The sequence below is a fragment of the Cryobacterium sp. BB736 genome (assembly GCF_014980265.1).
Classification (GTDB): domain Bacteria; phylum Actinomycetota; class Actinomycetes; order Actinomycetales; family Microbacteriaceae; genus Terrimesophilobacter.
Genome location: NZ_JABXWQ010000004.1, coordinates 397378 through 423488, shown reverse-complemented (window position 1 = coordinate 423488; position 26111 = coordinate 397378). Strand labels below are relative to the sequence as shown.

Genomic DNA, 26111 nt, shown 5'->3' with positions numbered 1-26111 from the left:
TCTCTTTGAGATCTCGATATCACAGATAGGGGCACCTAGCGGTGTCCCATCATTGATCAATCTCCGGCTCTAGGGCCGGCGATCGATTCAAAATACTCATGTGAAATCAAGTTTCTAAGTGCAAACGGTGGATGCCTTGGCATCTGGAGCCGAAGAAGGACGTATAAATCTGCGATAAGCCTCGGGGAGCTGATAATAGAGCTTTGATCCGAGGATTTCCGAATGGGGAAACCCCGCCAGGCGTCGCAAGACGACCTGGTGACTCCCGCCTGAATATATAGGGCGGGTAGAGGGAACGTGGGGAAGTGAAACATCTCAGTACCCACAGGAAGAGAAAGCAACCGCGATTCCGTTAGTAGTGGCGAGCGAAACCGGAACAGGCCAAACCGAACGTGTGTGATAGCCGGCAGGCGTTGCACGTTCGGGGTAGCGGGACTTCTCAGCAGTTGCTGCCGCACTGCAAGAGTCAGCGAGCTGTATAGACGAATGGCTTTGAAAGGTCAGTCATAGAGGGTGCCAACCCCGTAGTCGAAATGCAGTTAGCACTCGAGAAGTATCCCAAGTAGCACGGGGCCCGAGAAATCCCGTGTGAATCAGCCAGGACCACCTGGTAAGCCTAAATACTCCCAGATGACCGATAGCGGACAAGTACCGTGAGGGAAAGGTGAAAAGTACCCCGGGAGGGGAGTGAAATAGTACCTGAAACCGTTTGCATACAAACCGTTGGAGCCTCCATAGCAGGGGTGACAGCGTGCCTTTTGAAGAATGAGCCTGCGAGTTAGTGATATGTGGCGAGGTTAACCCGTGTGGGGAAGCCGTAGCGAAAGCGAGTCTGAATAGGGCGATTCAGTCGCATGTCCTAGACCCGAAGCGAAGTGATCTATCCATGGCCAGGTTGAAGCGCGTGTAAGAGCGCGTGGAGGACCGAACCCACTTGGGTTGAAAACCGAGGGGATGAGCTGTGGATAGGGGTGAAAGGCCAATCAAACTTCGTGATAGCTGGTTCTCTCCGAAATGCATTTAGGTGCAGCGTTGCGTGTTTCTTGCCGGAGGTAGAGCTACTGGATGGCCGATGGGCCCTACAAGGTTACTGACGTCAGCCAAACTCCGAATGCCGGTAAGTGAGAGCGCAGCAGTGAGACGGTGGGGGATAAGCTTCATCGTCGAGAGGGAAACAACCCAGACTACCAACTAAGGTCCCAAAGCGTGTGCTAAGTGGAAAAGGATGTGGAGTTGCAGAGACAACCAGGAGGTTGGCTTAGAAGCAGCCACCCTTGAAAGAGTGCGTAATAGCTCACTGGTCAAGTGATTCCGCGCCGACAATGTAACGGGGCTCAAGCACACCACCGAAGTTGTAGATTTCGTGTATTAGCTAGGCATCCGCAAGGATGTCCAGGCACACGGAGTGGTAGGAGAGCGTCGTGTGGCGAGTGAAGCGGCGGTGGAAACCAGCCGTGGACGCCACACGAGTGAGAATGCAGGCATGAGTAGCGAAAGACGGGTGAGAAACCCGTCCTCCGAAAGACCAAGGGTTCCAGGGCCAGGTTAATCCGCCCTGGGTAAGTCGGGACCTAAGGCGAGGCCGACAGGCGTAGTCGATGGACAACGGGTTGATATTCCCGTACCGGCGAAGAACCGCCCAAACCAACCCAGTAGTGCTAAGAGTCCTAATCCGGCTGACGGATCCCTTCGGGGTGAAGCGGCCGGCCTAACGCTCGACCCCGTGCTGGTGCGGTTAGCGTATTAACAGGTGTGACGCAGGAAGGTAGTCGGTCCAGAGCGATGGTTGTCTCTGGCCAAGGCTGTAGGCCGGGGGATAGGCAAATCCGTCCCCCTCATAGGCTGAGAGCTGAAGGGGAGTCCGCAAGGACAAGATCCGATGATCCTATGCTGCCGAGAAAAGCATCGACGCGAGGTTCTAGCTGCCCGTACCCTAAACCGACACAGGTGGTCAGGTAGAGAATACTAAGGAGATCGAGAGAATCGTGGTTAAGGAACTCGGCAAAATGCCCCCGTAACTTCGGGAGAAGGGGGGCCTGAGGCGTGAAGGGATTTACTCCCGGAAGCGCTGTATGGCCGCAGAGACCAGTGGGAAGCGACTGTTTACTAAAAACACAGGTCCGTGCGAAGTCGCAAGACGATGTATACGGACTGACGCCTGCCCGGTGCTGGAAGGTTAAGAGGAACGGTTAGCCGTAAGGCGAAGCTGTGAATTTAAGCCCCAGTAAACGGCGGTGGTAACTATAACCATCCTAAGGTAGCGAAATTCCTTGTCGGGTAAGTTCCGACCTGCACGAATGGCGTAACGACTTCCCAGCTGTCTCAACCGCGAACTCGGCGAAATTGCACTACGAGTAAAGATGCTCGTTACGCGCAGCAGGACGGAAAGACCCCGTGACCTTTACTACAGCTTGGTATTGGTGTTCGGTGTGGCTTGTGTAGGATAGGTGGGAGACTTTGAAGCGGGCACGCCAGTGTTCGTGGAGTCATTGTTGAAATACCACTCTGGTCACTCTGGATATCTAACTTCGAACCGTGATCCGGTTCAGGGACAGTGCCTGGTGGGTAGTTTAACTGGGGCGGTTGCCTCCTAAAAAGTAACGGAGGCGCCCAAAGGTTCCCTCAACCTGGTTGGCAATCAGGTGTCGAGTGTAAGTGCACAAGGGAGCTTGACTGTGAGACTGACAGGTCGAGCAGGGACGAAAGTCGGGACTAGTGATCCGGCAGTGGCTTGTGGAAGCGCTGTCGCTCAACGGATAAAAGGTACCTCGGGGATAACAGGCTGATCTTGCCCAAGAGTCCATATCGACGGCATGGTTTGGCACCTCGATGTCGGCTCGTCGCATCCTGGGGCTGGAGTAGGTCCCAAGGGTTGGGCTGTTCGCCCATTAAAGCGGTACGCGAGCTGGGTTTAGAACGTCGTGAGACAGTTCGGTCCCTATCCGCTGCGCGCGTAGGAAATTTGAGAAGATCTATCCCTAGTACGAGAGGACCGGGATGGACGAACCTCTGGTGTGTCAGTTGTTCTGCCAAGAGCACCGCTGATTAGCTACGTTCGGAACGGATAACCGCTGAAAGCATCTAAGCGGGAAGCCAGCTTCAAGATGAGATTTCCATCCCTTAGGGGGAGAGGCTCCCAGTAGACTACTGGGTTGATAGGCAGGACGTGGAAGCGAGGACTAACGACTCGTGCAGCTGACCTGTACTAATAAGCCGACAACTTGATAACACTCACTTCCTTGAGAAGTAATGAGTAGTTGCTTGCGTCCACTTTGTGGTTCTCGATTTACGGTCGGGAACCAACCCGAAGCCGAAAGGCTTTGGCTATGAACTGATACATAAATCAATAGTGTTTCGGCGGCCATAGCGAGAGGGAAACGCCCGGTCACATTCCGAACCCGGAAGCTAAGACTCTCTGCGCCGATGGTACTGCAAGGGGGACCTTGTGGGAGAGTAGGACACCGCCGGACTTCTTTGTGAAATGGCCACCCGATAAGGGTGGCCATTTTGCGTTAAGGTCTTTCGTCGTGGCGTAAGAATCGCGCGTCGAAGCACCGAATGAACTCGAAGGAGCACCACCCGTGGCTGAGACCCCCGATCGCCCGAAGCGTCCAGGTGGACCGCCGAAGAACGGCCGTCCCGGATCGGCGCGACCGGCGAAAGGCAAGCCACAGGGTTCGGGGCGTCCTCGCCGGGACGCGGATGCCCAGGGTCGGCCCGCTCGGGACAACGACCGACGGCCTCGCAGCGACGAGGCGGGCGCCGGCCGTCCGAAGCGCGATGGCGACCGTCCGTACCGCGGGAAACCGGATGGCGCAGGGTCCGACCGTCCGAAGCGCGATGGTGACCGTCCGTACCGCGGGAAACCGGATGGCGCAGGGTCCGACCGTCCGAAGCGCGATGGCGACCGTCCCTATCGCGGAAAGCCAGAAGGCGCGGGGTCCGGTCGACCGCGGCGTGACGCCGGCCCGAAGCGCGACGGCGAGAAGCGGCTGTGGACCCGCGACGGCAAGCCGGCCCGCGGCGACCGTGACGCGCGCGACGAGATCCGGGAGGACAAGGATCCGCTCGGCCTCCGCTCGGTGCGCACGCGCCACGACGCCCCGGAGATCCCGGATGACGTGCAGGCCAAGGACCTCGACCGGGTCGCCCGCGCCCAGCTGAAGACGCTGAGCGCAGACAACGCCGACTGGGTCGCCCGCCACCTGGTAATGACAGCCCGCCTCATCGACACCGACCCGAAGCTCGCCCACGAGCATGCGGTCTCCGCCGCGCGCCGTGCCGGCCGCATCGCGGTCGTGCGGGAGACGCTCGCGATCACCGCGTACGCGACCGGCGACTACGCCCTCGCGCTGCGCGAGCTGCGCACCTACCGACGCATCTCCGGTCGCGACGACCAGCTGCCGATGATGGTCGACAGCGAACGCGGTCTCGGCCGCCCGGAGCGCGCGCTCGAGCTGGGCAGAACGGTGCCACGCGCCACGCTGTCGACGGAGGTGCAGGTCGAGCTCGCCATCGCGATGTCCGGTGCCCGCCTCGACCTCGGACAGACCGATGCCGCCCTGGTCGAACTGCAGATCCCGCAACTCGACCCGGAGCGCGCGTTCCCGTGGAGCCCGGCCCTGTTCGACGCCTACGCAACTGTGCTCGAGGACCTCGGGCACACCACCGAGGCGGAGCAGTGGTACGCCCGCTCCACCCGCGCCACCGCGGCGCTCATGGCCCAGGCGGCCGATGAAGACGATGAGGAACCCATTGAGATTGTTGAAGAGGAACTCCCCGAAGACGAGTGAGGTGACCCCGCTCGACGGGGTTGACCTCCTGCTCGCCGACCTCGACGGGGTCGTCTACAAGGGGCATCAGGCGATCCCATATGCCGTCGAGAGCATAAACCGCGCGCACGAGTCGATCGCGGTCGGCTACGTGACGAACAACGCGTCGCGCACCCCGGCATCCGTCGCCGACCAGCTGACTGCGCTCGGTCTCACCGTCGCACCGGATGACGTGGTCACCTCGCCGCAAGCGGCGGTGCGCCTGCTGGCCGAGCTGGTGCCTGCGGGTTCGACAGTGCTCGCCGTCGGCGGCGATGGCCTGCACAGCGAACTCGATCGCGCCGGGTTCCGCGTCACAACCTCGGCGGAGGACACCCCGGCCGCCGTCATCCAGGGCTACGCCCCGGAGGTCGGCTGGGTCGAACTCGCCGAGGCCGCGTACGCGCTGCAGGGCGAGGGTGCCGAGCGCCCGTGGGTCGCCACCAACACCGACTGGACGCTGCCGACCGCTCGCGGCACGGCTCCCGGCAACGGCACGCTCGTCTCCGCGGTGCACACCGCCATCGCCCGGCTCCCGGTGGTCGCGGGCAAACCCGAGGTGGCGATCTTCGAGGAAGCCGTAGCGCGCTTCGGTGGCGCATCGCCGCTCTTCCTGGGCGACCGGCTCGACACCGACATCCTGGGCGCGAACCGGGCGGGCATCCCTTCTGCGCTCGTGCTCACCGGGATCGACCGCGCGAAGCAGGTGCTCGCCGCCGGCAAGAACTCGCGCCCGACCTACCTGATCGACGACCTCCGCGAACTGTTCGAACCGTACCCGCACCCGGTCGAGACCACCGATCGGCGCGGCGACCGGCTGGTGACCGTGCGTGGCGCGCAGATTCGGATGTCGGCCAACGTGCTCACGATCGAGAAGCGCGGCGACAACCCGACCGACCTGCTGCGCGCGGGCGCCGCGGCGATCTGGGGGAGCGGCCTGGCGATTTACGGCCTCGAAGTCCCCGAGGAGCTTTACGCTTGAGCGAAGAGAGGAGCAGCGTGATGGATGAGCCACAGGTGCCTGACGCGGAGCAATCACGCCCGGACGAGACCGACGCACTGCTGTCGCGCTTGCGCCTCATCGAGGATCAGCCGCTCGAGCAACGAGCTGCCGCCTACACACAACTGCACGACGAACTGCAGCAAGCGCTCGACTAGGGCAGTTGTTCGCGACCCCCGAACTGGGGGCGTCTGTTGTATAACGCGGGCTTTCGTCACTGATAGCTTTTAGTCGGCCCTCGCCCTGCGGGCCGACTACCCGAAATTACCCGAGGACGATGATGTCTGCTCACCCTGCCGTAAAGATCGTGACGACTGTTGGATTGGGCGCGCTACTCGTGCTCGGAGCGGCAGTTCCGGCGTCCGCCGCGGACGGCGACGGAGCGGTGCTGTTCAACCCTGACGGCACGCCGATCGGTTCGGAATACACCCCCACAGCAGACCCGCTGTATGTGTACACATCCGTGACCGGTGACGACGACTACTGGGGCCTCGACAGCGCCGGAAACCCGGCAAACATCGACGGAGATTTCGGTGTGATGAGCAGCGGCATCCCGCTCGGCTTTGTCGTGAACGTTGCCGGAGTCAACTACGACGAGGTGTTCGTCGGCTCAAACGGGAGTCTCTGCCTCTACTCGTCGACGGATGCCACAGTAGGCGCCTGGTGCGATGACTACGACGTGATGCCGATACTGTTCACCGACCCAGATTGGGTCGGCACGGGCACGTCGTATGCCGCGTTCGCGGTGCTTAACAACGACCAAGACCCGCGGGACTCGGACGAGCCGATCGACACAGACGCCGACTCGATCAATGACGCGTGTGAGTTCGGAGCGTTCTACTTCGCTGACCAGGGCGGCGAATATTGCAGTTCGATCTCGTGGGGGCACACCACTTATGACGGCAGGGCTGCATTCGCTGCCACCTGGTACCACAACCCCACGTACTCCTGGGACGACGACACCGAATTCAACACGTACCAGATCATTCTCGTCGACGACGGGGCTGGGAACGTCACAGTGGTCTACAACTACGATGCAGTGACCAGCGACGGTTTCACCCTCGACTGGTGGATCGGATACGCAAACGCGTGTGAGGATGCGTATGCGGCAGGCGACACGGCGGAGTACCTCGGCATCGGTATGGGCGGCATCAACGGCACCGATGGGAGCACCACCATGTTCGATCCCTTTGGCGCAGAGTGCATGGGGGGCGATGACTCAACACCGCGCGACAACCTCGTCGACGGTGGCGCACAGTCGCTCATCACGAACAGCCTGAATTCGACCGTTCCGGGCCGTTACATCTTCCGCGTGCTGGACGGCCTCGCAACGACCACGATGCCAGCGGCCACCCCGCCGACGGCTCCGGCAGCGCCACAGCTCGCGGCGACCGGCACGTCGCCGCTGCCGCTGGTCGTGCTCGGTGCGCTCGCGCTTGGCCTCGGCCTGGCAGCAACTCGCAGGCGGGGGTCCGTCCCCGCCTGACCCGGTACGCTCGGGCATCATGATTTATCGGATGCCCGAGTGACCGGGCAACGGCTGGATGCGGCACTCACCGCGCGAGGGCTTGCCCCATCACGCAACCAAGCGGCCCGGCTGATCGCCGACGGGCTCGTCACGGTCGACGGGCAGCCCGTTGTGAAGTCCTCCGCCAAGGTGCGCGACGACCAGGAGATTGTCGTCGCGGCCACCGACCACTGGGTCAGCCGCGCGGCGCACAAGCTCATCGCCGCGCTCGACGCGTTCGGCATCGACCCGGCCGGGCGCACCGCGCTCGATGTCGGCGCATCCACAGGCGGCTTCACGCAAGTGTTGCTCGAACGCGGTGCCGCGCGGGTCATTGCGCTCGACGTCGGCCACGCCCAGCTGGCGCCGATTCTGCGCGCCGACGAGCGGGTCACCGTCGTCGAGGGGGTCAACGCCCGCTACATGACGCGCGAGGAACTCGACGGCTTCGCCGACGCCGCACATCCGGACCTCGTCGTCGCCGACCTCTCCTTCATTTCGATGACCACCGTGCTGCCGGCGCTGGTGGAGTCGGTGGGAGCGGATGCCGACTACGTCGTGCTGATCAAGCCGCAGTTCGAGGTGGGTCGGGGCGGCATCCGTGAGGGCGTCGTCCGGGACCCGGCGCTGTGGGCCGACTCGGTGTCGGGGGTGCTCTGGGCGGCTTGGGATCTGGGCCTCGGAACCGCCGGTCTCATACCGTCGCCGATTGCAGGAACGGCTGGCAACCACGAGTTTCTCGCCTGGCTGAGCGCACGCGCAGGACGCAATCCGACAGAATGGACGAAGACGATCTCTGAGATCGGTTGAAGCGGGAGGAGTGGCATTGGCTGAACGGCGCATGCTGGTGATCGCGCACACCGGTCGCGCCGAATCGATCGAAGCCGCAGCCACCGTCTGCCGCCAGCTGCTCGCCGCGGACATTGCACCCGCGATGCCGGACGACGAACTCGAGTTCCTGATCGAACGCGACAGCACGCTGCATCGGGTGCAGGCCCTGCACAGCGGCGACCCGGTCGACGACTTCGAGCTCGCGATCGTCCTCGGCGGCGACGGCACCATCCTGCGCACCGCCGAACTGCTTCGCGGCTCGAGCACCCCGCTGCTCGGCATCAACCTCGGGCACGTCGGCTTCCTCGCCGAAATCGAGCGCGAGGGGATCAACGACTGCGTGCAGCGCGCACTCGACCGCGATTACGTGGTGGAGGAACGGATGACGCTCGACGTGCAGGTCATGGTCGACGCCGAAGTTGTCTACGAGAGCTGGGCGCTGAACGAGGCGACAGTCGAGAAGGCAAGCCGGGAGCGGATGCTCGAGGTCGTCATCGAAGTCGATGAGCGGCCGCTGTCCAGCTTCGGATGCGACGGGGTCGTCATGTCCACGCCGACCGGTTCGACCGCGTACTCGTTCTCCGCGGGCGGGCCGATCGTCTGGCCCGGTGTCGACGCCATGCTGCTCGTGCCGCTCAGCGCGCACGCACTGTTTGCCCGGCCGATCGTTGTCGGGCCAGATTCGCAGCTCGCCGTGGAGGTGCACGAGCGTACGCAAGGCCTCGGCGTGTTGTGGTGCGACGGCCGCCGCACGCGGGACCTGCCGCCCGGCGCGCGCGTCGTGGTGCACCGCTCGCCGATCCCGGTGCGCCTGGCTCGCCTGGAACCCGCTCCGTTCACGGACCGCCTGGTGCGCAAGTTCGCGCTGCCGGTCACCGGATGGCGCGGGCCCGCCGACGACGGCGGCGCAGCGTGATCGAGGAACTCAGCATCCGGAACCTCGGTGTCATCGGCGAGGCGACTCTGCCGCTCGGCCCAGGATTCACGGCCCTCACCGGCGAGACCGGCGCGGGCAAGACCATGGTCGTGACCGCACTCGGGCTGCTGCTCGGGGAACGCGCCGACAGCGGAGTGCTTCGCGCCGGCAGCGCGTCGGCGGTGGTCGAGGGCACCTGGCTGATCGAAGACGACAACGGCATCGCCGAGCGGGTCAGGGACGGTGGGGGAGAGCTGGACCCGGCCGGCGACGGGCGCTCGGCGCTCATCCTGAGCCGCTCGATCAGCGCGGAAGGGCGCAGTCGCGCCGTCGTCGGCGGGCGTTCGACGCCGGTCGGCGTGCTCGGTGAGCTCGGCCGCGAGCTGGTTGTCGTGCACGGCCAGTCCGACCAGGTGCGGCTGCGGTCGGCCACAGCGCAACGACAGGCGCTCGACCGGTTCGCCGGTGCAGAACTGGCAGCCGTCATGGACGAGTACCAGCGGGTGTATCGGAGCTGGCAGGCGAAGCAGAGCGAACTCGAAGTGCTCGTCGCCGAGCGTGACCGTCGCGCCCGAGAGGCCGAGGACCTGCGCACCGCGATCGAGGAGATCGAGCAGGTAGCGCCGCGACGCGGTGAGGATGCCCAGCTGGCGGAGCGCGCCGAGCGGCTCGGCAACCTCGAGGAGCTGAGGCTGGCGGCCGCGCAGGCGCACGAACTGCTGTCATCCGAGGAGGGCGACGGTCGGGACGTGCTCGGACTGCTCGATACTGCGCGCCGCGCGCTCGAGCGCGTCGTTGGGCACGACGCGACGCTCGGCCCGATCGCGGAGTCGATCGCCGGCGCCACGTTCGCGGTGTCGGAGGCTTCTGCCGAGCTCTCCGGGTATCTGGCGTCGCTGGACGCCGACGGCGCGGGCGAACTCGAGGTCATTCAGGAGCGACGTGCCGTGCTCGCGGCGCTCGCGCGCAAGCACGGGTCGCTGGATGAGACCATCGACTTCCTCGACGTCGGCAGCTCGCGCCTGCTGGAGCTCGACAACGACGCCGACCGCATCGAGCAACTGGGCGACGAGGTCGCGGCGGATCATGCTCTGGTGGTCGAGCTCGCGGACCGGTTGACCGGCATCCGGAGCGCGTACGCGACGCAGCTGTCTGAGCAGGTCACGGCAGAGCTGACCGCGCTGGCAATGGCGGATGCGCGCGTGAGCGTCACCGTCTCGAGCGGCGACGAGCACGGGTTGAGCGGGCGGGACCAGGTTTCCATTCTGTTGCAGCCGCATCCGGGTGCAGAGCCGAGGCCGCTCGGCCGTGGCGCATCCGGCGGTGAGCTGTCGCGCGTCATGCTCGCCATCGAGGTGGTCATCGCCGGCAGCGACCCGGTCCCCACGTTCATCTTCGACGAGGTCGACGCCGGCGTCGGCGGTGCGAGCGCAATCGAGATCGGCAAGCGGCTCGCGAGGCTGGCGCAGTCGGCACAGGTGATCGTGGTCACGCACCTGCCACAGGTGGCGGCGTTCGCCACGAATCATCTGAGCGTGGTGAAGGGCACCGACGGCGAGGTGACCGCAAGCAGCGTGCGTCAGCTCGATGGCGACGAGCGCGCGGCCGAGCTGGCCCGCATGCTGTCGGGGCTGGCGGACTCGGAGAGCGGGCTGGCGCACGCGCGCGAGCTGCTGGACACCGCGCGCGCTCTCGCGGGCTGATTTCTTTCTCGAGGGCGGCGACCACCGGCCGCGCGCGCGACCCTTGCGCGGGTCGAACTTTCTCGCGCGGGTGTTGTTTGACCCGCGCGTGAAAGAAACACCCGCGCGTGCGGGTCTCGACAAGCTCGACCACCGGAGGGCTCGATGACCGGAGGGCCCGACCACCAAAAGGGGAGGGCTAGTAGCGCAGCGCCTTGCGGGCCAGCCAGTTCCCGAGGAACTGCACGCCCTGCACCAGGATGATGATCACCGCGGTGGCCACGAGGGTCACATCCCAGCGGAACACGTTGTAGCCGTTGACCAGGGCGAAGTCGCCGATGCCGCGTCCACCGATGATGCCCGCGAGAGCCGACATGTCCACGATGCCGATGACCACGAACGTGTAGCCAAGGATCAGCGGGCCGAGCGCCTCGGGGATCAGCACCGACAGGATGATCCGCCCCGGCCGGGCGCCTGCCGCCCGCACCGCCTCGATCACGCCCGGGTCGATCGCCACCAGGTTCTGCTCGACGATGCGTCCGATGTAGAAGGTCGCCGCGACGATCATCACGAAGATCGCCGCATTGGTGCCGATGTGCGTTCCGACAACGGCCCGCGTCACCGGCAGCAGCGCCGAGATCAGGATGATGAACGGGATCGGCCGCACGATGTTGACGACCACGTTGAGGATCGCGAACACCGCCCGGTTCTGCAGGATCCCGTTCGGGCGGGTGGTGTACAGCGCCAGCCCGAGCAGCAGCCCGAGCACACCCGCGATCAGCAGGGTGAGCGAGACCATGTAGAGGGTGATCCACAGGTTCTCGACCAGCTTCGGGAAGAGCACCTCCCACGTCGTGTTCACGCGTGCACCTCCTCAAGGCGCGCTGCGGCGCCCAGGCGGTCGATCGCATCCTGCACCGCGGCGTCCTCCCCGGAGAACGACAGCGTCACACTGCCGAGTTCCTGCCCCTGCAACCGCTCGAAGCCACCGAAGACGATGCGTCCCCGTGCCCCGCGCTCATTGGCCGCCTCGAGCGCGTCACCGAACGCCGCGACGTCGCGCACCTGGGCGGTGACGAGTCGACCCGGATGCTCCCGCTGAAGCTGGGCAAGCGTGGCGGCGTCCGGGCGGTTGCGCATGACCGTCTTCAGGAACTTCTTGGTCGCATCCGCCTTCGGCTCGGCGAACACGTCGAAGGTGGTGCCGGTCTCGACCAGCCGACCGTGGTCGAGCACCGCGACGCGGTCAGCGATCGAGCGGATGACGTCCATCTCGTGCGTGATCACCACGATCGTCACGCCGAACTCGCGGTTGGTGCGCTTGAGAAGCTCAAGCACATCCTGCGTGGTCTCGGGGTCGAGCGCGCTGGTCGCCTCATCGGCGAGGAGCACCGACGGTGACACGGCGAGGGCGCGGGCGATGCCGACACGCTGCTTCTGGCCGCCGGATAGCTGCTCCGGATGGTCGTACGCACGACTGAGCAGGCCGACGAAATCGAGCAGCTCGGCGACGCGCTCCCGGCGCTTGGCCTTCGGCCATCCGGCGACCTTGAGCGGGAACTCGACGTTGCCCGCGATGGTGCGCGAGCGGAGCAGATTGAACTGCTGGAAGATCATCCCGATGCGGCTGCGCACCGGCGGCAGGTCGCGTTCCTTCAGAGCGGTGATCTCGACCCCGTCGACGACAATGCGTCCGCTGGTTGCAGTCTCGAGCCCGTTGATCAACCGCACGAGGGTGCTCTTGCCCGCCCCCGAGTAGCCGATGATGCCGAAGATCTCGCCGGCCTCGATGCTCAAGTCGATCCCGTCCAGTGCGGTGATCGGGGCGCCCTTCGATTGGAAGGATTTGGTCACCTGGCTGAACTCGATGATCGCTGACATGTGTGGCGCTTGCTGCTTTCTGGACTGCGTGCGGTGCGAGAAGGGAACCGACCGACCTGCAACGTTAGGCAAGAAGTGGCGCCGAATCACATCGAGGCGTAACAGTTCTGAACAGTCCAGCCGTTGCCGTCAGTCGGTGCGCTCTGCTGTGAATGGCCGCAGCAGCGCCACGATGCGGTGGATCATCGCGGAGGCGGTCATACCCATCCGCAGCGCAGCCCCGCGCTCGGGGAGGGCGTCGATGCGCTCGTCCAACTGGTCGAGAACCTCCTCCGCCGCATCCAACTGTGCTGCGGTGAGCTCCCCACGGTTCCACGCGTCCACAGCGTCGGCCGCATCCCGGATGCTGGAAGCAAGTGACGCGGTCACCTCGGCGGGCAGGTTGCCCGGGTCGTCGACGACTGCGGCAATCTCGTCGACACAGCGACTGACCCGTTGGATCGCGGCGAGTTGTTGCTGCTCCTCTTCGAACGTTCCGCGGTGCCGCCGCGCGCGCGGATTGCCTCGTCGACTCTCGCCAGCCTGCTCGACCGCTTCGCGCGCCTCATCCACCACGCGGGGCAGCCGGCCATGGTCCACGCCGGGGTCGGCGCCGGCATCCAGGCCGTCGGCCAGCGTGCGCAGGCGGTCCCGGGCGGCGACGCGCGCGGCGTCCAGCGCCTGCCTGCCCTCGGAGTAGTAGAGCGGCGGAAACAGGAAGTGCACGATGAGCCCGATGGCCACACCGATGAGCATTTGGATGATGTATGCAAACGAGTACTCGTCCGCCTGCGAGTAGCCGAGCAGCAACACGAACAGCGCCCCGGTGACCACCCAGCTGCGCTGCGCGCCGAAGAGTCGGGCACTGGACAGCAGCATGGCGAGTCCCACTGCCAGGGCGACGGTGAGCGGTGTCGGGCGTCCAAGCGCGATCACCGCCCCGGCGATGACCGCACCGAGTGCCAGCCCTGCAAGCGTTTGAAGGCCGTTGCGGAACGACTGCGCGATCGTGGGGGTCATCGCAACCACGGCACCGAGCGGGGCGTAATACGGGTACTCGGCGGCGACGCCCGGCACCAACCCCGCTACCGCCCACGCCACGCCTGCGGCGATGGCGGCCTTCGCGGCGAGCAACAGCCGAGTCTGCGTGCTGGAGAGCCGGAACCAGGCACGGATGCGGGCGCCGAGGTTCCGCGGCATGCGCGACGTCTGTGCCGGATCGGGGGCGTCCTGCATGCCGGACAAGCTACCCCAACGCTCTGGACAGCGGCGGCGCTCGCCGAAGACTTGCTCGGGTACCGGGTGCGAAATGAAACGGTTCGTCACACGATTGGCGAACCGTGCTCGTCGAGCGAACGATGGAGGCTGCGAAGGCGTCAGGGGCCGTCGCGAAACTTACCAAGAGAGAGCGAACCATGTCAGAGCGCACCAAACCGTCCCTCCCCGAGAAGCCCAAGAACAACCGAACCGGGCTCTTCGCCGGCATCGCCGTAGTCGTCGTCGCGCTCATCGTCGGTGCCGTGCTGTTGGTGCCCGGATGGCTTGGCGGCTCATCCGAGAACGCCGACGCCGCATCCGGAGACGCAGCCGAGCCGGTGTCCGTCCGCCTCGGTGTCGCCGACGCGGGCAAGTCGTTCTGGAACGTCCTCGTCGAGGAGGCCGAAGCGAAGGGCATCGACCTCGAGATCGTCTCGTTCACCGACTACAACACGCCCAACCCGGCCCTCGCCAGCGGCGACATCGACATCAACAAGTTCCAGCACATCCGGTACCTCGCGCAGTACAACGCGTCGCAGCCGGAGGGTGACGCTCTCGTTGCTATCGGCGCGAGCGAGATCTACCCGATCGGGTTCTACTCGAAGAAGTGGGAGTCAGTCGAGGACGTGCCGCAGGGTGCAGAGGTCACGCTGAGCAACAACCCCGCCAACCAGGTTCGACCGCTGCTCGCGCTCGAGGCCGCCGGCCTCATCGAGTTCTTCGGCAACCCGGGCTGGAGCGCGACGCTCGATGACGTCGACTACGCCAACTCCACCATCGGCAAGATCACCCCGATCGACCCGAGCCTGACCGCCGCATCCCTCGACAGCGTCGACATCGCCTTCGTCGACCCGGCCTTCGCAGTCGCCGCAGGCGTCACCGAGGACCTGCAGATCTACGTCGAGGACTCCAACCGCGACGACCTGCGCCAGTACGTCAACATCTTCGCGGTGCGGGCGGATGACGCCGACAACGAGGCGTACAAGACGATCGTCGAGCTGTACCACTCGGACGCGGTGCGCGACGCGATCCAGGCTGAGGACGGCTTCGACGGCATCTTCAAGGACGACGTGACGCCCGAGCAGCTCGCGGACGAACTGGAGAAGCAGACCGAGCTGTTCCGCTAACCATCGCTATTGAGTCGGGAGCTTTTCCCCTTATCCGCTCCAGATAACGGGAAAGCTCCCGACTCGATGCGTTTTGGGGTGCGAAACACGGCATCGCTCTCAGAGAACCGGTCCGACCCGCTGATAGGCTGTAACTCCGTGGTGGTCAAACATTTCCCCGAGACAACAAAGCACATCTTCGTCACGGGGGGTGTCGTCTCCAGCCTTGGCAAGGGCCTGACGGCTGCCAGCCTTGGCAATCTCCTCACCGCGCGCGGCTTACGCGTCGTGATGCAGAAGCTGGATCCCTATCTGAACGTGGATCCCGGCACGATGAACCCGTTCCAGCACGGCGAGGTCTTCGTCACCGACGACGGCGCCGAGACGGACCTGGACATCGGCCACTACGAGCGCTTCCTCGACATCAACCTGAGCCAGGCGGCGAACGTCACCACCGGCCAGATCTACTCCCACGTCATCGCCAAGGAGCGCCGCGGCGAGTACCTCGGCGACACCGTGCAGGTCATCCCGCACATCACCGACGAGATCAAGCGCCGGATGCGCCTGCAGGCCACGGCGCCGGACGGGGAGCAGGCGCCGGATGTCATCATCACCGAGATCGGCGGCACCGTCGGTGACATCGAGTCGCAGCCCTTCCTGGAGGCCGCCCGTCAGGTGCGCCACGAGATCGGCCGCGCCAACTGCTTCTTCGTGCACGTCTCGCTCGTCCCGTACCTGAACGCGGCAGGCGAGCAGAAGACCAAGCCGACCCAGCACTCGGTCGCGGCGTTGCGCTCGATCGGTATCCAGCCGGATGCGATCGTGCTCCGCAGCGACCGTCCGGTGCCCGACTCGATGAACCGCAAGATCGCCCTCATGTGCGACGTCGACCCCGAGGCGGTCGTCAACTGCCCGGATGCCCCCAGCATCTACGACATCCCGACGATCCTGCACGAGCAGGGTCTGGACGCCTATATCATCGAGCATTTCGACATCGAAGCGGACGACGTCGACGGCAGCCGCTGGGCGCCGCTGCTCGATGCGGTGCGCGACCCCAAGGACGACGTCACCATCGGGCTGGTCGGCAAGTACATCGACCTGCCGGATGCTTACCTCTCAGTCACCGAGGCGCTGCGCGCCGGCGGGTTCGCCCAGCAGACCAAGGTCCACATCCGCTGGATCCCGTCCGACGAGTGCGAGACGCCGGAGGGCGCCGCCAAGCACCTGGCCGACCTGGACGGCATCTGCGTGCCCGGCGGGTTCGGGGTGCGCGGCATCGAGGGCAAGCTCGGCGCGCTGAAGTTCGCGCGCGAGAACGGCATCCCGACACTCGGCCTGTGCCTTGGATTGCAGTGCATGGTCATCGAGTACGCACGCGACGTCGCCGGGCTGCCCGGCGCATCCTCCACCGAGTTCGACCCCGACACCGAATTCCCGGTGATCGCGACCATGGCCGAGCAGGTCGACATCATCGCTGCGGGCGACCTCGGCGGCACCATGCGGCTCGGCCTCTACCCGGCCGACCTCACCGAGGGGTCGATCGTGCGTGAGGTGTACGGCGAGCCGCGCGTGTCTGAGCGTCACCGGCACCGCTACGAGGTCAACAACCAGTACCGCGAGCAGATTTCGGATGCCGGCCTGCAGTTCTCCGGCATGTCGCCGGACCGGAACCTGGTCGAGTACGTCGAGCTCCCGCGCGAGGTGCACCCGTACTACGTCGGGACGCAGGCGCATCCGGAGCTCCGGTCCCGGCCGAACCGCGCGCATCCGCTGTTCCGCGGGCTGGTGACCGCCGCGCTCGAGCGGCAGCGCGCGAGCCGCCTGTTCGAGGTCGCTGAGCCGGTTGACGCCTGAGCCGCTGCGCGACCAGGAGTACCGGGCGCCGGTGCTCTTCAGCGAGCGCGTCTTCGACGGCAGGGTCTGGGACGTTCGCGCCGACACCTTCACCTTCGGCGACGGCGAGCTGACCCGGGAGTACCAGGAGCATCCGGGTGCCGTCGCGGTGCTCGCGGTGGACGAGGCGGACCGGGTGCTGCTGATCAAGCAGTACCGGCATCCGATCGGCCACCGCGACTGGGAGCTGCCGGCCGGCCTGCTCGATGTCGACGGCGAGGGAGCGCAGGATGCCGCGGTGCGCGAGCTGGCGGAGGAGGCCGATCTCGTGGCGGCCGACTGGGCGCCGCTGTGCCGGTTCTTCAGCTCACCCGGCGGCAGCTCCGAGGAGATCATCGTCTACCGGGCGACCGGGCTGACGGCGACCGCGGATGCGTTCGAGCGCACCGGCGAGGAGGCCGAGCTCGAACTGCGCTGGGCGCCGCTCGACGAGGTGCTCGAGGCGGTGCTCGACGGGCGGCTGCGCAACTCGATCCTCGCGCACGCCGTGCTCACCGAAGCGGTGCTGCGTGGGCGGCGCTGACCTCACGCTCGACAAGGCGCTTGAGCGCTACCTGCGGCATGTCGCGATCGAACGCGGCCTGTCCACCAACACCGTGGCTGCGTACCGGCGCGACCTCGGCGCGTACCTGGAGTTCCTGGCCGCTGCCGGGCTGGGCCGGCCCGGGGAGGTGACGGCCGCCGAGGTGGCCGGGTTCGCCCGGTCTCTGCGCGAGGGCGACGGTGCGCTGGCGGCGACCTCGACCGCGCGCATGCTGTCGTCTGTGCGCGGCTTCCACCGGTTCCTCCTTGAGGAGGGGGTCGTCGAGGCGGATGTCGCGGCCGATGCCCGCCCACCCAAGCTACCGAGCCGGCTGCCGAAGGCGATCACGGTGCAGGAGATGGGGGCGCTGCTCGCGACGACGGATGGCGATGACGAGCGCGACCTCCGCGATAAGGCGCTACTGGAGTTCCTGTATGCAACCGGCGCGCGGGTGTCGGAGGCGGTCGACCTGAACGTCGACGACGTGCTGACCACCGAGGACGGTGCGGGCGCGGAGTTCGGCACCGGGGATGTCGTGCGATTGTTCGGCAAGGGCGGCAAGCAGCGGATCGTGCCGCTGGGCAGTTTCGCGCGCGCCGCGATCGACGCCTACCTGGTGCGGGTGCGGCCGCTGCTGGTGGCGCGGGGGACCGGCACCCCGGCGCTGTTCCTCGGGCAGCGCGGCGCGCGGTTGAGCCGGCAGAACGTGTGGCTGATCGTGCAGCAGCGCGCCGAGCAGGCGAAGCTCGCACACGAGGTGTCGCCGCACACGTTTCGGCACTCGTTCGCGACGCACCTGCTGGAGGGCGGCGCGGACGTCCGGGTCGTGCAGGAGCTGCTCGGCCACGCATCCGTTGCCACAACCCAGCTCTACACGCTCGTGACCGCGGACACCCTGCGCGACATGTACACGACCGCGCACCCGCGCGCCCGCTGACCCCCAACCGCATCGAGTCGGGGGTAGTTGCCCAAATATCCGCCTCCAATTGGGCAACTACTCCCGACTCAACGCGGTTCAATGCTGGCGCCAACCTTCAACCAGTGGTAGAGGCGAGCCTCGCGCGGTCGGGCGTGCCGGTCGGGGCCCGCGAAGACCCGCCTTTAGACTTTCGAGCATGAAGCGGAATGACGTGGTCGAGCTGGAGGGAACCCAGGTTCCCGTGCTTGGGCCCACCGGTCGCCCGCTGCGGGAGTTCCCGACCCCGAAAATCCTGAACGGTCACGGCCCGGCGCGCATCATCGCGCTGTGCAACCAGAAGGGCGGGGTCGGCAAGACCACGACCACCATCAACCTCGGTGCGTCGCTCGCAGAGTATGGCCGCAAGGTCCTCGCTGTCGATTTTGATCCTCAGGGCGCCCTGTCCGCCGGTCTCGCCGTGCAGACGCACGACGTGCCGACGGTCTACGACCTGCTGCTGAGCAACCAGGACCCGCACGAGGCCATCCAGAAGACCGGTGTGCCGAACCTCGACGTCATCCCGGCGAATATCGACCTGTCCGCAGCCGAGGTGCACCTGGTCAACGAGGTCGCCCGAGAGCAGATCCTCGCCCGCGTGTTGCGCCGTGTCGCCAACGACTACGACGTCATCCTGATCGACTGCCAGCCCTCGCTGGGCATCCTCACGGTCAACGCGCTCACAGCCAGCCACGGCGTGCTGATTCCGCTCGAGTGCGAGTTCTTCGCCCTCCGCGGCGTCGCCCTGCTGGTGGAGACCATCGACAAGGTGCGCGACCGCCTCAACCCGGCGCTCGAGCTCGACGGCATCCTCGCCACCATGTTCGACTCCCGCACGCTGCACTCGCGCGAGGTGCTCGAGCGGGTCGTCGAGACGTTCACCGACCGGGTCTTCGAGACCGTCATCGGTCGTACCGTGAAGTTCCCGGATGCGTCGGTCGCCGCCGCTCCGATCACCGCCTTCGCGCCCGAGCACCAGGCCGCCGAATCGTACCGACAGCTCGCGAGAGAGTTGGTCTACCGTGGCGCAGCCGCCTAGCGCGACGACGCTGGACGAGACGCAGACACCCGGGTTTTCGGTCAGCCTCAGCAACTTCAGCGGGCCGTTCGATCTGCTCCTGAGCCTGATTGCCAAGCACGAACTCGACATCACCGAGGTGTCGCTGAGCAGGGTCACCGACGAGTTCATCTCCTACCTGCGCGGCCTCGACACCGAGGAGGAGCTCGATCAGGCCAGCGAGTTCCTGGTCGTGGCGGCCACCCTGCTGGACCTGAAGGTCGCCGGGCTGCTGCCGCAGGGCGAGCTGGTGGATGCCGAGGACGTCGCGCTGCTCGAGGCACGGGACCTGCTGTTCGCGCGGCTCCTGCAGTACCGCGCGTTCAAGGAGGCCTCCGCCTGGTTCGCCGACAAGCTGGAGACCGAGTCGACCCGGCACTGGCGTCAGGTGCGGCTGGAGGAGAAGTACCGCAAGCAGGAACCGGAGCTCGTCTGGACCCTCAGCGTCGACGACTTCGCCGCGCTCGCCGCGTTGGCGTTCGCTCCGAAGGAGCTGCCCACCGTCGGCCTGGACCACCTGCACGCGCCGCTGGTGAGCATCCGGGAGCAGGCCGCGCACGTGGTCGCGATGCTGCGCGGGGGAGAACCACTGTCGTTCCGGCAGCTGATCGCCGGCGTCGCGCAGCGCGGGGTCATCGTGGCCCGGTTCATTGCCATCCTGGAGCTGTACCGTGGCGCAAACGTGTCGTTCGAGCAGCTTGAGCCGCTCGGTGAGTTGACCATCCGCTGGACCGCGGACCACTGGTCGGAGGAGAGCCTTGCCAACCTGGGAGCCGACTATGACAGCTGAGCCGAACCCGGTGGTCGGGCCCGTCGAGACCCCGGATGCGGTGGTCGAGCCTGCCGAGACCCCCACCGCGCCCGCCGACCTTGCCCGCGCCCTCGAGGCCATCCTCATGGTCGCCGACGAGCCGCAGAGCATCGTCGGCCTCGCCACCGGGCTTGGCGCCCCGGTTGCCGCGGTGCGCCACACGATCGAGCAGCTGGTGGCGGACTACGACGGCGAGGACGGCGGCATCCGGCGCGGCTTCGAACTGCGTGAGGTCGGTGGCGGCTGGCGCATCTACGTGCGTCCAGAGCACGACACCGTGGTGCGTGACTTCGTCTCCACCCAGAACCCGAGCCGCCTGTCGCAGGCCGCGCTGGAGACCCTTGCGGTGATCGCCTACAAGCAGCCGATCAGTCGCGGCCAGGTCGCCTCGATCCGCGCGGTCAACGTCGACTCGGTGGTGCGCACCCTGCTCGGCCGCGGGCTGATCACCGAGGCGTTCACCGACCCGGAGACCGGCGCCATCCACTACGAGACCACCGACCTGCTGCTGCAGCAGCTCGGCATCAACTCGCTCGATGAGCTGCCGCACATCTCCCCGCTGCTCGACGATGGTTCCGAGGGGTTCGATGACCTCCGCTGACGTCTCATCCGAGGGGGAGCGGCTGCAGAAGGTGATGGCCGCCTCCGGTGTTGCCAGCCGCCGCGTCTCGGAGAACCTGATCTCCGCAGGGCGGGTCAAGGTCAACGGCGAGGTCGTCACCGAGCTCGGCCGCCGGGTGCTGCCCACCGACCGTATCGAGGTCGACGACACCGCGGTGCAGACCGACACCACCCGCCGTTACCTGATGCTGAACAAGCCGGTCGGCGTTGTCTCGTCGCTGCTCGACGAGCGTGGCCGCCCCGACCTGCGCCAGTTCGTCGACGGCTACGAGGAGCGGCTGTTCAACGTCGGCAGGCTGGATGCCCAGACCAGCGGCCTGCTGATCCTCACCAACGACGGCGAACTCGCGCACGTGCTGGCGCATCCGTCGTTCGGGGTGACAAAGACCTACGTCGCCAAGGTCGACGGTCGGGTGACCCCGGCGACGATCGCCAAGCTGCGCTCCGGCATCGAACTGGAGGACGGCCCGATCGCGGCCGACTCCGCCAAGCTCACCGGGACCTCCGGGAACACGAGCATCGTCGAGCTGACCCTGCACTCCGGCCGCAACCGGATCGTGCGCCGGATGTTGGACGCGGTCGGGCATCCTGTGCTCGAACTGGTGCGCCGCCAATTCGGCCCGCTGCACCTAGGCAGCCTGCCGCCGGGCCGGGTGCGCGATCTGACTAAAGTTGAACTCGGCCAACTGCTCACCCTCGCCAGAGCAGAGAAGCAGGACAAGGAACCGAAGTGACCGATCGCCGTCTGGCGGAGCAGGTGCGCATCGTCGGCAGCGGACTACTCGGCACCAGCATCGGGCTCGGGCTGAGCGCCAAGGGTGTCGATGTGATCCTCGACGACGTGTCGCCGTCGTCCAAGCAGCTGGCAATCGACTACGGCGCCGGACGGGCGCCGGCCGCGGGCGACAACCCAGGCCTGATCGTCGTCGCGGTGCCGCCGGATGTGACGGCTTCAGTTGTGGCCCGCGAGTTGGCTGCGTTCCCGGATGCGCTGGTGACGGATGTCGCGAGCGTCAAGCTGGGTCCGCTGCGGCAGCTGCGCGACGTCGGCGCGGACCTCAGCCGCTACCTCGGCACGCATCCGATGGCCGGGCGGGAGCGCGGCGGCCCAATCGCGGCGCGCGCCGACCTGTTCATCGGCCGCCCGTGGGTACTCGCCGGGCACGACGCGATCAGCTACCGGCGCGCGGCGGCGATCGAGGACATGATCCTCGACCTCGGCGCGGTGCCGATCGAGATGGGTGTCGAGGACCACGATCGCAGTGTCGCGCTGGTGTCGCACGTACCGCAGGTGGTGTCGTCACTGCTCGCGGCGCGGCTCACCGACGGCTCGCACGCCGCGCTCGGGCTCGCCGGCGGGGGAGTGCGCGATGTTACGCGGATCGCGGCGAGCGAGCCGAGCCTGTGGGTGCAGATCCTCGGCGCGAACGCCGGGCCGGTCGCCCGCATCCTGAAGGCGCTGCGCGACGATCTCGACACGGTGATCGACGCGCTCGAGGAGCCCGACGCATCCGGTTCCCGTCGCCGTATCGCCGAGGCGATCGCCGCCGGTAATACCGGCGTTGCCAGGCTGCCGGGCAAGCACGGGCAGGATGCCCGGTTCAGTCAGCTGGTCATCATGGTTGACGACAGGCCGGGCGAACTCGCCCGGCTGCTGACCGACATCGGCGACGCGGGCGTGAACATGGAGGACCTGCGGCTCGAGCACTCGCCGGGCGCGCAGATCGGCCTCGCCGAGGTGTCGGTCGTGCCGGAGGCAGAGCAGCGGCTGCTCGAGGAGTTGGAGCGCCGCGGATGGAGGATCGCGGAGGCATGGAAATGAAGCACATCGTGGTCGCCGTCGACGGGCCGGCTGGCAGCGGCAAGTCGAGCGTCTCGCGCACCGCGGCTCGCCAGCTCGGTTTCGACTACCAGGACACCGGCGCCGCCTATCGGGCCTTGGCCTGGCTCGTGCAGCGCGAGGGCATTGACCCGGAGGATTCCGCGGCGGTGATCGGCGCGCTCGACCTGTTCGAGTACGCGATCGGCATCAACCCGGAGCACTATTTCGTGCGCGTCGGCGAGTCCGATGTGACCGGCGCCATCCGGGACCCTCAGGTGTCGGCGATCGTCAGCAGCGTCGCGCGCGTGCCGGAGGTGCGCGAGCATGTGACGGCGATCTTCCGCGACACGATCGCGAACGACACCCGGCCGGGCATCATCACCGAGGGGCGCGACATCACGACGGTGGTGGCGCCGGATGCTGATGTGCGGGTGCTGCTGACCGCGTCGGAGGAGGCGCGGATGGCGCGGCGTGCGGCGGAGCTGGACGGCCCTACTCTGGAGTCGGTCGGTGCACAGCTGAGCGCGCGGGATGCGCAGGACCGCAAGGTGGTCGACTTCATGACCGCCGCCGACGGCGTGCACACGCTGGACTCGACAGACCTGACCTTCGACGAAACCGTCGACGCCCTGATCGCCCTGATCCGCGCCGCGCAGTCCTAGCGTTTCGCTGGTCGAGCTTGTCGAGACCCGTCCTTCCGCTGGTTGAGGGATCGCAAGGCCGCTGGTTGAGGGATCGCGCCAGCGATCGTCTCGAAACCAGCCAGCACGCAGAGGGTCTCGACAAGCTCGACCACCGCGAGCTCGACACCGCGAGCCCCGCCCTGTCCGTATCGTTATCGACTCGTCGCTCACAGTCACCGCTTGAACCGCTACGGTCCAAACATGACTGCTCGTCGGCTTGCGTCGGTGGCGCTCGGTGTCGTACTCGCTCTGGTCTTGTCGGCATGTCAGTCCGCTGTCACGGGCGTTATCGGCCTAGCAGCTAAGGAAGGTCGCATAAGCGCACTCGTATTCATGTGCTCCGGCTACACGTCCGACAGGATTCAGATCACCCGAAGTTGGGAGCGTGCCTCGGTGCCGGAGCCCGTGCGGCACTTTGACGGGGCACGTACCGCGGAGATCGACCTGGGTGACACTGATGAATTTCTCGACATGATCGGCGACTCGCACATCGGCATCTCATCTTCGACCTCCGGTGGCCTGAGCGCCACGGGCGGTTGGATTAGTTTCGATCGGTCTGAAATCGAGCAGTTGACGGATGGCCAAATCCTCTACGGCGTTCCGCTGAGCAGCGACAATGAGGTTGTCGACGCCGCCGGCTTCGAGAAGTCGGCCGAAGAATTCTGTGCTCGTTTCGACTAGGGCGCCCTACGTGACGGGTGAGGCTTTCGGTGGTCGAGCGTATCGAGACCCGTTGATCGCTGGTTGAGGGATCGCGAAGCGATCGTCTCGAAACCAGCCCACACCCGGAGGGTCTCGACTAGCTCGACCACGGGGTGCTCGACCCCGACCACCCGCCCAGCCGCCTCCACCTAGGATTAACCTCATGCCTATCGACGACCGGGATGCTTTCCCTGACCTGAGCCCTGAGGTCGCCGACCGCCTGGCAACCCTCGACGAGGACGCCGCCGCCCAGCGCGCCAACGCGCTCCGCGGCGGCCTCGAAGAGTACGAGCTCGACGAGGAGGACCGCGCCCTCCTCGACGCGGCGACCGACGACGTCGACCAGATCACCTACCTGCCCGCGCTGCCGGTGCTGGCCATCGTCGGCCGCCCGAACGTAGGCAAGTCGGCGCTGGTGAACCGCATCCTCGGTCGCCGCGAGGCGGTCGTGCAGGACACCCCGGGCGTCACTCGCGACCGGGTCAGCTACAAGGCGGAGTGGAACGACCGCCGCTTCACGATCGTCGATACGGGCGGGTGGGAGCCGGATGCGAAGGGCATCCACGCATCCGTCGCCGCCCAGGCGGAGATCGCCGTCGACCTCGCCGACGCGGTGCTGTTCGTGGTCGACTCGAACGTCGGCCCGACAGCGACCGACGAGCACGTCGTGCGGATGCTGCGTTCATCGAAAAAGCCGGTCATCCTGGTCGCCAACAAGGTCGACGACGCGCGGCAGGAGCCGGAGGCGGCGACCCTGTGGAGCCTGGGCCTCGGCGAGCCGTGGCCGGTGTCGGCGCTGCACGGCAGGGGAGTGGCCGACCTGCTCGACAAGGTGCTCACCGTGCTGCCGGAGATTTCTGCGGTGGCGAAGGATGAAGTCAGCGGCCCGCGTCGCGTGGCGATCCTCGGCCGGCCGAACGTCGGCAAGTCGTCGCTGCTGAACAAGACCGCTGGCGAGGAGCGGGTCGTCGTGGACGACCTGGCCGGCACCACGCGCGACCCGGTGGACGAGCAGGTTGAACTGGGTGGCAAGGTGTGGCGGTTCGTGGACACCGCAGGCATCCGTCGCCGGATGAACCTGGCGCAGGGCGCCGACTTCTACGCGTCGCTGCGTACGAGCGCGGCGCTGGAGAAGGCCGAGGTCGCTGTCGTCGTGCTCGATGTGTCGGAGCCGATCAGCGAACAGGATGTGCGGATCGTCGAGTTGGTGCTCGAGTCGGGCCGTGCGCTGGTGCTCGCGTTCAACAAGTGGGACCTACTGGATGATGACCGCCGCCGCTACCTCGAGCGGGAGATCGAGAAGGATCTCGCGCACGTGTCGTGGGCGCCGCGGGTGAACATCTCGGCGAAGACCGGGCGGCACCTGGAGAAGCTGGTGCCGGCGCTGGAGCTGGCGCTGCAGTCGTGGGACACGCGCATCCCGACCGGCAAGTTCAACGCGCTGCTGGCGGAGATCACGGCTGAGCACCCGCACCCGGTGCGTGGTGGGAAGCAGCCGCGGATCCTGTTCGGCACGCAGGCGTCGACGCGTCCGCCGACGTTCGTGCTGTTCACGACCGGATTCCTGGACCCGCAGTACCGCCGGTTCATCCAGCGCAGGCTGCGCGAGCTGTACGGCTTCGAGGGCAGCCCGGTGATCGTGAACATGCGCGTGCGGGAGAAGCGCAAGCGCTAGCGTGGCTACGGGCTGAACCCGTCTCAAGGACTTTCCGGCTCCTGGATGCCGCGCAACAGGCATCCGGAACCATCGGCATCCAAATCACCTTGACACGGGTTAATCGCCACCTTGCCCGCTTCGGTGGTCGAGCTTGTCGAGACCCGTGCCAACCAACCCTCCCGCAACGCGATAAGCTATTCCGGTTGCTGGATCGCAAGCTCCGGCGGCATGCCACGGGCTGTGGCGCAGCTTGGTAGCGCACTTGACTGGGGGTCAAGGGGTCGCAGGTTCAAATCCTGTCAGCCCGACAACAAGGGTCAAAGTAAGTACTGTCCTAAGTACTCATCAGAAAATCCCTCTCGAGTCTCTTCGGGAGGGATTTTCTGATTCGAACGGGTCAAATTGAGCGCTTCGGCC

At 66.3% G+C, this 26111-nt stretch carries 22 protein-coding genes, 1 tRNA gene and 2 rRNA genes; 22 read left to right on the top strand and 3 right to left on the bottom strand.

The features are described from left to right. The first annotated feature begins 104 nt into the window (after positions 1 to 104). The 9 genes from IRG63_RS11495 (at position 105) to recN (ending at position 10768) form a co-directional block, all read left to right on the top strand. Positions 105 to 3229: ribosomal RNA gene (locus tag IRG63_RS11495) — 23S ribosomal RNA — on the top strand. Positions 3230 to 3353: 124 nt separating this feature from the next. After that, a 5S ribosomal RNA gene (gene rrf / locus IRG63_RS11490) occupies positions 3354 to 3470 on the top strand. Positions 3471 to 3581: 111 nt separating this feature from the next. After that, the gene (locus IRG63_RS13840; RefSeq protein WP_210422828.1) at positions 3582 to 4793 is read left to right on the top strand and encodes a primosomal protein; all 1212 of its coding nucleotides are present in this window, start codon (positions 3582 to 3584) and stop codon (positions 4791 to 4793) included. Beyond that, positions 4744 to 5793: an HAD-IIA family hydrolase gene (locus IRG63_RS11480; protein ID WP_193510203.1), complete on the top strand. Its 1050-nt coding sequence runs from the start codon at positions 4744 to 4746 to the stop codon at positions 5791 to 5793. Before IRG63_RS13840 ends, IRG63_RS11480 begins: the two co-directional genes overlap by 50 nt. Positions 5794 to 5813: 20 nt before the next feature. Further along, entirely contained in the window at positions 5814 to 5969 is a 156-nt protein-coding gene (locus tag IRG63_RS11475) for a hypothetical protein (protein ID WP_168627610.1), read from the top strand. A 149-nt stretch (positions 5970 to 6118) separates the two neighbouring features. Next, positions 6119 to 7297, top strand: a complete 1179-nt coding sequence (locus tag IRG63_RS11470) for a hypothetical protein (RefSeq protein ID WP_168627609.1) — start codon at positions 6119 to 6121, stop codon at positions 7295 to 7297. A 39-nt stretch (positions 7298 to 7336) separates the two neighbouring features. Next, positions 7337 to 8128 (top strand): TlyA family RNA methyltransferase, encoded by a 792-nt coding sequence (locus IRG63_RS11465; RefSeq protein WP_168627608.1) that lies wholly within the window; start codon positions 7337 to 7339, stop codon positions 8126 to 8128. 16 nt (positions 8129 to 8144) lie between these two features. Then, positions 8145 to 9065 carry an NAD kinase gene (locus IRG63_RS11460; RefSeq protein WP_370566245.1) on the top strand — a complete coding sequence of 307 codons (921 nt, stop codon included), beginning with the start codon at positions 8145 to 8147 and terminating at the stop codon, positions 9063 to 9065. Next, positions 9062 to 10768, top strand: a complete 1707-nt coding sequence (gene recN, locus IRG63_RS11455) for a DNA repair protein RecN (protein WP_168627606.1) — start codon at positions 9062 to 9064, stop codon at positions 10766 to 10768. The genes IRG63_RS11460 and recN overlap by 4 nt, the downstream gene beginning before the upstream one ends. 178 nt (positions 10769 to 10946) lie before the next feature. Here the strand turns inward: recN and IRG63_RS11450 are convergent, their stop codons facing one another. From IRG63_RS11450 to IRG63_RS11440, 3 genes are all read right to left on the bottom strand, one after another. Beyond that, a complete protein-coding gene (locus IRG63_RS11450) occupies positions 10947 to 11546 on the bottom strand; it encodes a methionine ABC transporter permease (RefSeq protein ID WP_210422915.1) in 600 nt (199 codons plus the stop codon). Between the two features lie 59 nt (positions 11547 to 11605). Continuing rightward, complete coding sequence (locus IRG63_RS11445) at positions 11606 to 12628, bottom strand: methionine ABC transporter ATP-binding protein (protein WP_168627604.1); 1023 nt, start codon at positions 12626 to 12628, stop codon at positions 11606 to 11608. Positions 12629 to 12757: 129 nt separating this feature from the next. Next, entirely contained in the window at positions 12758 to 13843 is a 1086-nt protein-coding gene (locus tag IRG63_RS11440) for an aromatic acid exporter family protein (protein WP_193510202.1), read from the bottom strand. Positions 13844 to 14022: 179 nt separating this feature from the next. Between IRG63_RS11440 and IRG63_RS11435 the strand changes: the two genes are divergently transcribed. The 13 genes from IRG63_RS11435 to IRG63_RS11375 all read left to right on the top strand — a co-directional run bounded on the left by IRG63_RS11435 (position 14023) and on the right by IRG63_RS11375 (position 26002). Next, positions 14023 to 14991, top strand: a complete 969-nt coding sequence (locus IRG63_RS11435; RefSeq protein ID WP_193510201.1) for a MetQ/NlpA family ABC transporter substrate-binding protein — start codon at positions 14023 to 14025, stop codon at positions 14989 to 14991. 66 nt (positions 14992 to 15057) lie between these two features. Further along, positions 15058 to 16824, top strand: a complete 1767-nt coding sequence (locus IRG63_RS11430; RefSeq protein ID WP_193510200.1) for a CTP synthase — start codon at positions 15058 to 15060, stop codon at positions 16822 to 16824. Then, positions 16814 to 17386 carry an NUDIX hydrolase gene (locus tag IRG63_RS11425; RefSeq protein WP_193510198.1) on the top strand — a complete coding sequence of 191 codons (573 nt, stop codon included), beginning with the start codon at positions 16814 to 16816 and terminating at the stop codon, positions 17384 to 17386. Before IRG63_RS11430 ends, IRG63_RS11425 begins: the two co-directional genes overlap by 11 nt. Further along, complete coding sequence (gene xerD / locus IRG63_RS11420; protein ID WP_193510197.1) at positions 17373 to 18323, top strand: site-specific tyrosine recombinase XerD; 951 nt, start codon at positions 17373 to 17375, stop codon at positions 18321 to 18323. Before IRG63_RS11425 ends, xerD begins: the two co-directional genes overlap by 14 nt. Before the next feature lie 178 nt (positions 18324 to 18501). Then, the gene (locus IRG63_RS11415) at positions 18502 to 19380 is read left to right on the top strand and encodes a ParA family protein (RefSeq protein ID WP_168627598.1); all 879 of its coding nucleotides are present in this window, start codon (positions 18502 to 18504) and stop codon (positions 19378 to 19380) included. Next, positions 19364 to 20188, top strand: coding sequence for a ScpA family protein (locus tag IRG63_RS11410; RefSeq protein ID WP_370566244.1), 825 nt, complete (start codon positions 19364 to 19366; stop codon positions 20186 to 20188). Before IRG63_RS11415 ends, IRG63_RS11410 begins: the two co-directional genes overlap by 17 nt. Beyond that, positions 20178 to 20810: an SMC-Scp complex subunit ScpB gene (gene scpB, locus IRG63_RS11405; protein ID WP_193510195.1), complete on the top strand. Its 633-nt coding sequence runs from the start codon at positions 20178 to 20180 to the stop codon at positions 20808 to 20810. The genes IRG63_RS11410 and scpB overlap by 11 nt, the downstream gene beginning before the upstream one ends. After that, entirely contained in the window at positions 20797 to 21564 is a 768-nt protein-coding gene (locus IRG63_RS11400; RefSeq protein WP_168627595.1) for a pseudouridine synthase, read from the top strand. The genes scpB and IRG63_RS11400 overlap by 14 nt, the downstream gene beginning before the upstream one ends. After that, positions 21561 to 22652: a prephenate dehydrogenase gene (locus tag IRG63_RS11395; protein WP_193510193.1), complete on the top strand. Its 1092-nt coding sequence runs from the start codon at positions 21561 to 21563 to the stop codon at positions 22650 to 22652. The genes IRG63_RS11400 and IRG63_RS11395 overlap by 4 nt, the downstream gene beginning before the upstream one ends. Further along, a complete protein-coding gene (gene cmk / locus IRG63_RS11390) occupies positions 22643 to 23314 on the top strand; it encodes a (d)CMP kinase (protein ID WP_227412055.1) in 672 nt (223 codons plus the stop codon). Before IRG63_RS11395 ends, cmk begins: the two co-directional genes overlap by 10 nt. Positions 23315 to 23536: 222 nt before the next feature. Next, the gene (locus tag IRG63_RS11385) at positions 23537 to 24016 is read left to right on the top strand and encodes a hypothetical protein (protein WP_193510192.1); all 480 of its coding nucleotides are present in this window, start codon (positions 23537 to 23539) and stop codon (positions 24014 to 24016) included. Positions 24017 to 24200: 184 nt separating this feature from the next. Continuing rightward, positions 24201 to 25712 carry a ribosome biogenesis GTPase Der gene (gene der, locus IRG63_RS11380; protein WP_193510191.1) on the top strand — a complete coding sequence of 504 codons (1512 nt, stop codon included), beginning with the start codon at positions 24201 to 24203 and terminating at the stop codon, positions 25710 to 25712. A 216-nt stretch (positions 25713 to 25928) separates the two neighbouring features. After that, positions 25929 to 26002, top strand: a tRNA-Pro gene (locus tag IRG63_RS11375). The last annotated feature ends 109 nt before the right edge of the window (positions 26003 to 26111 follow it).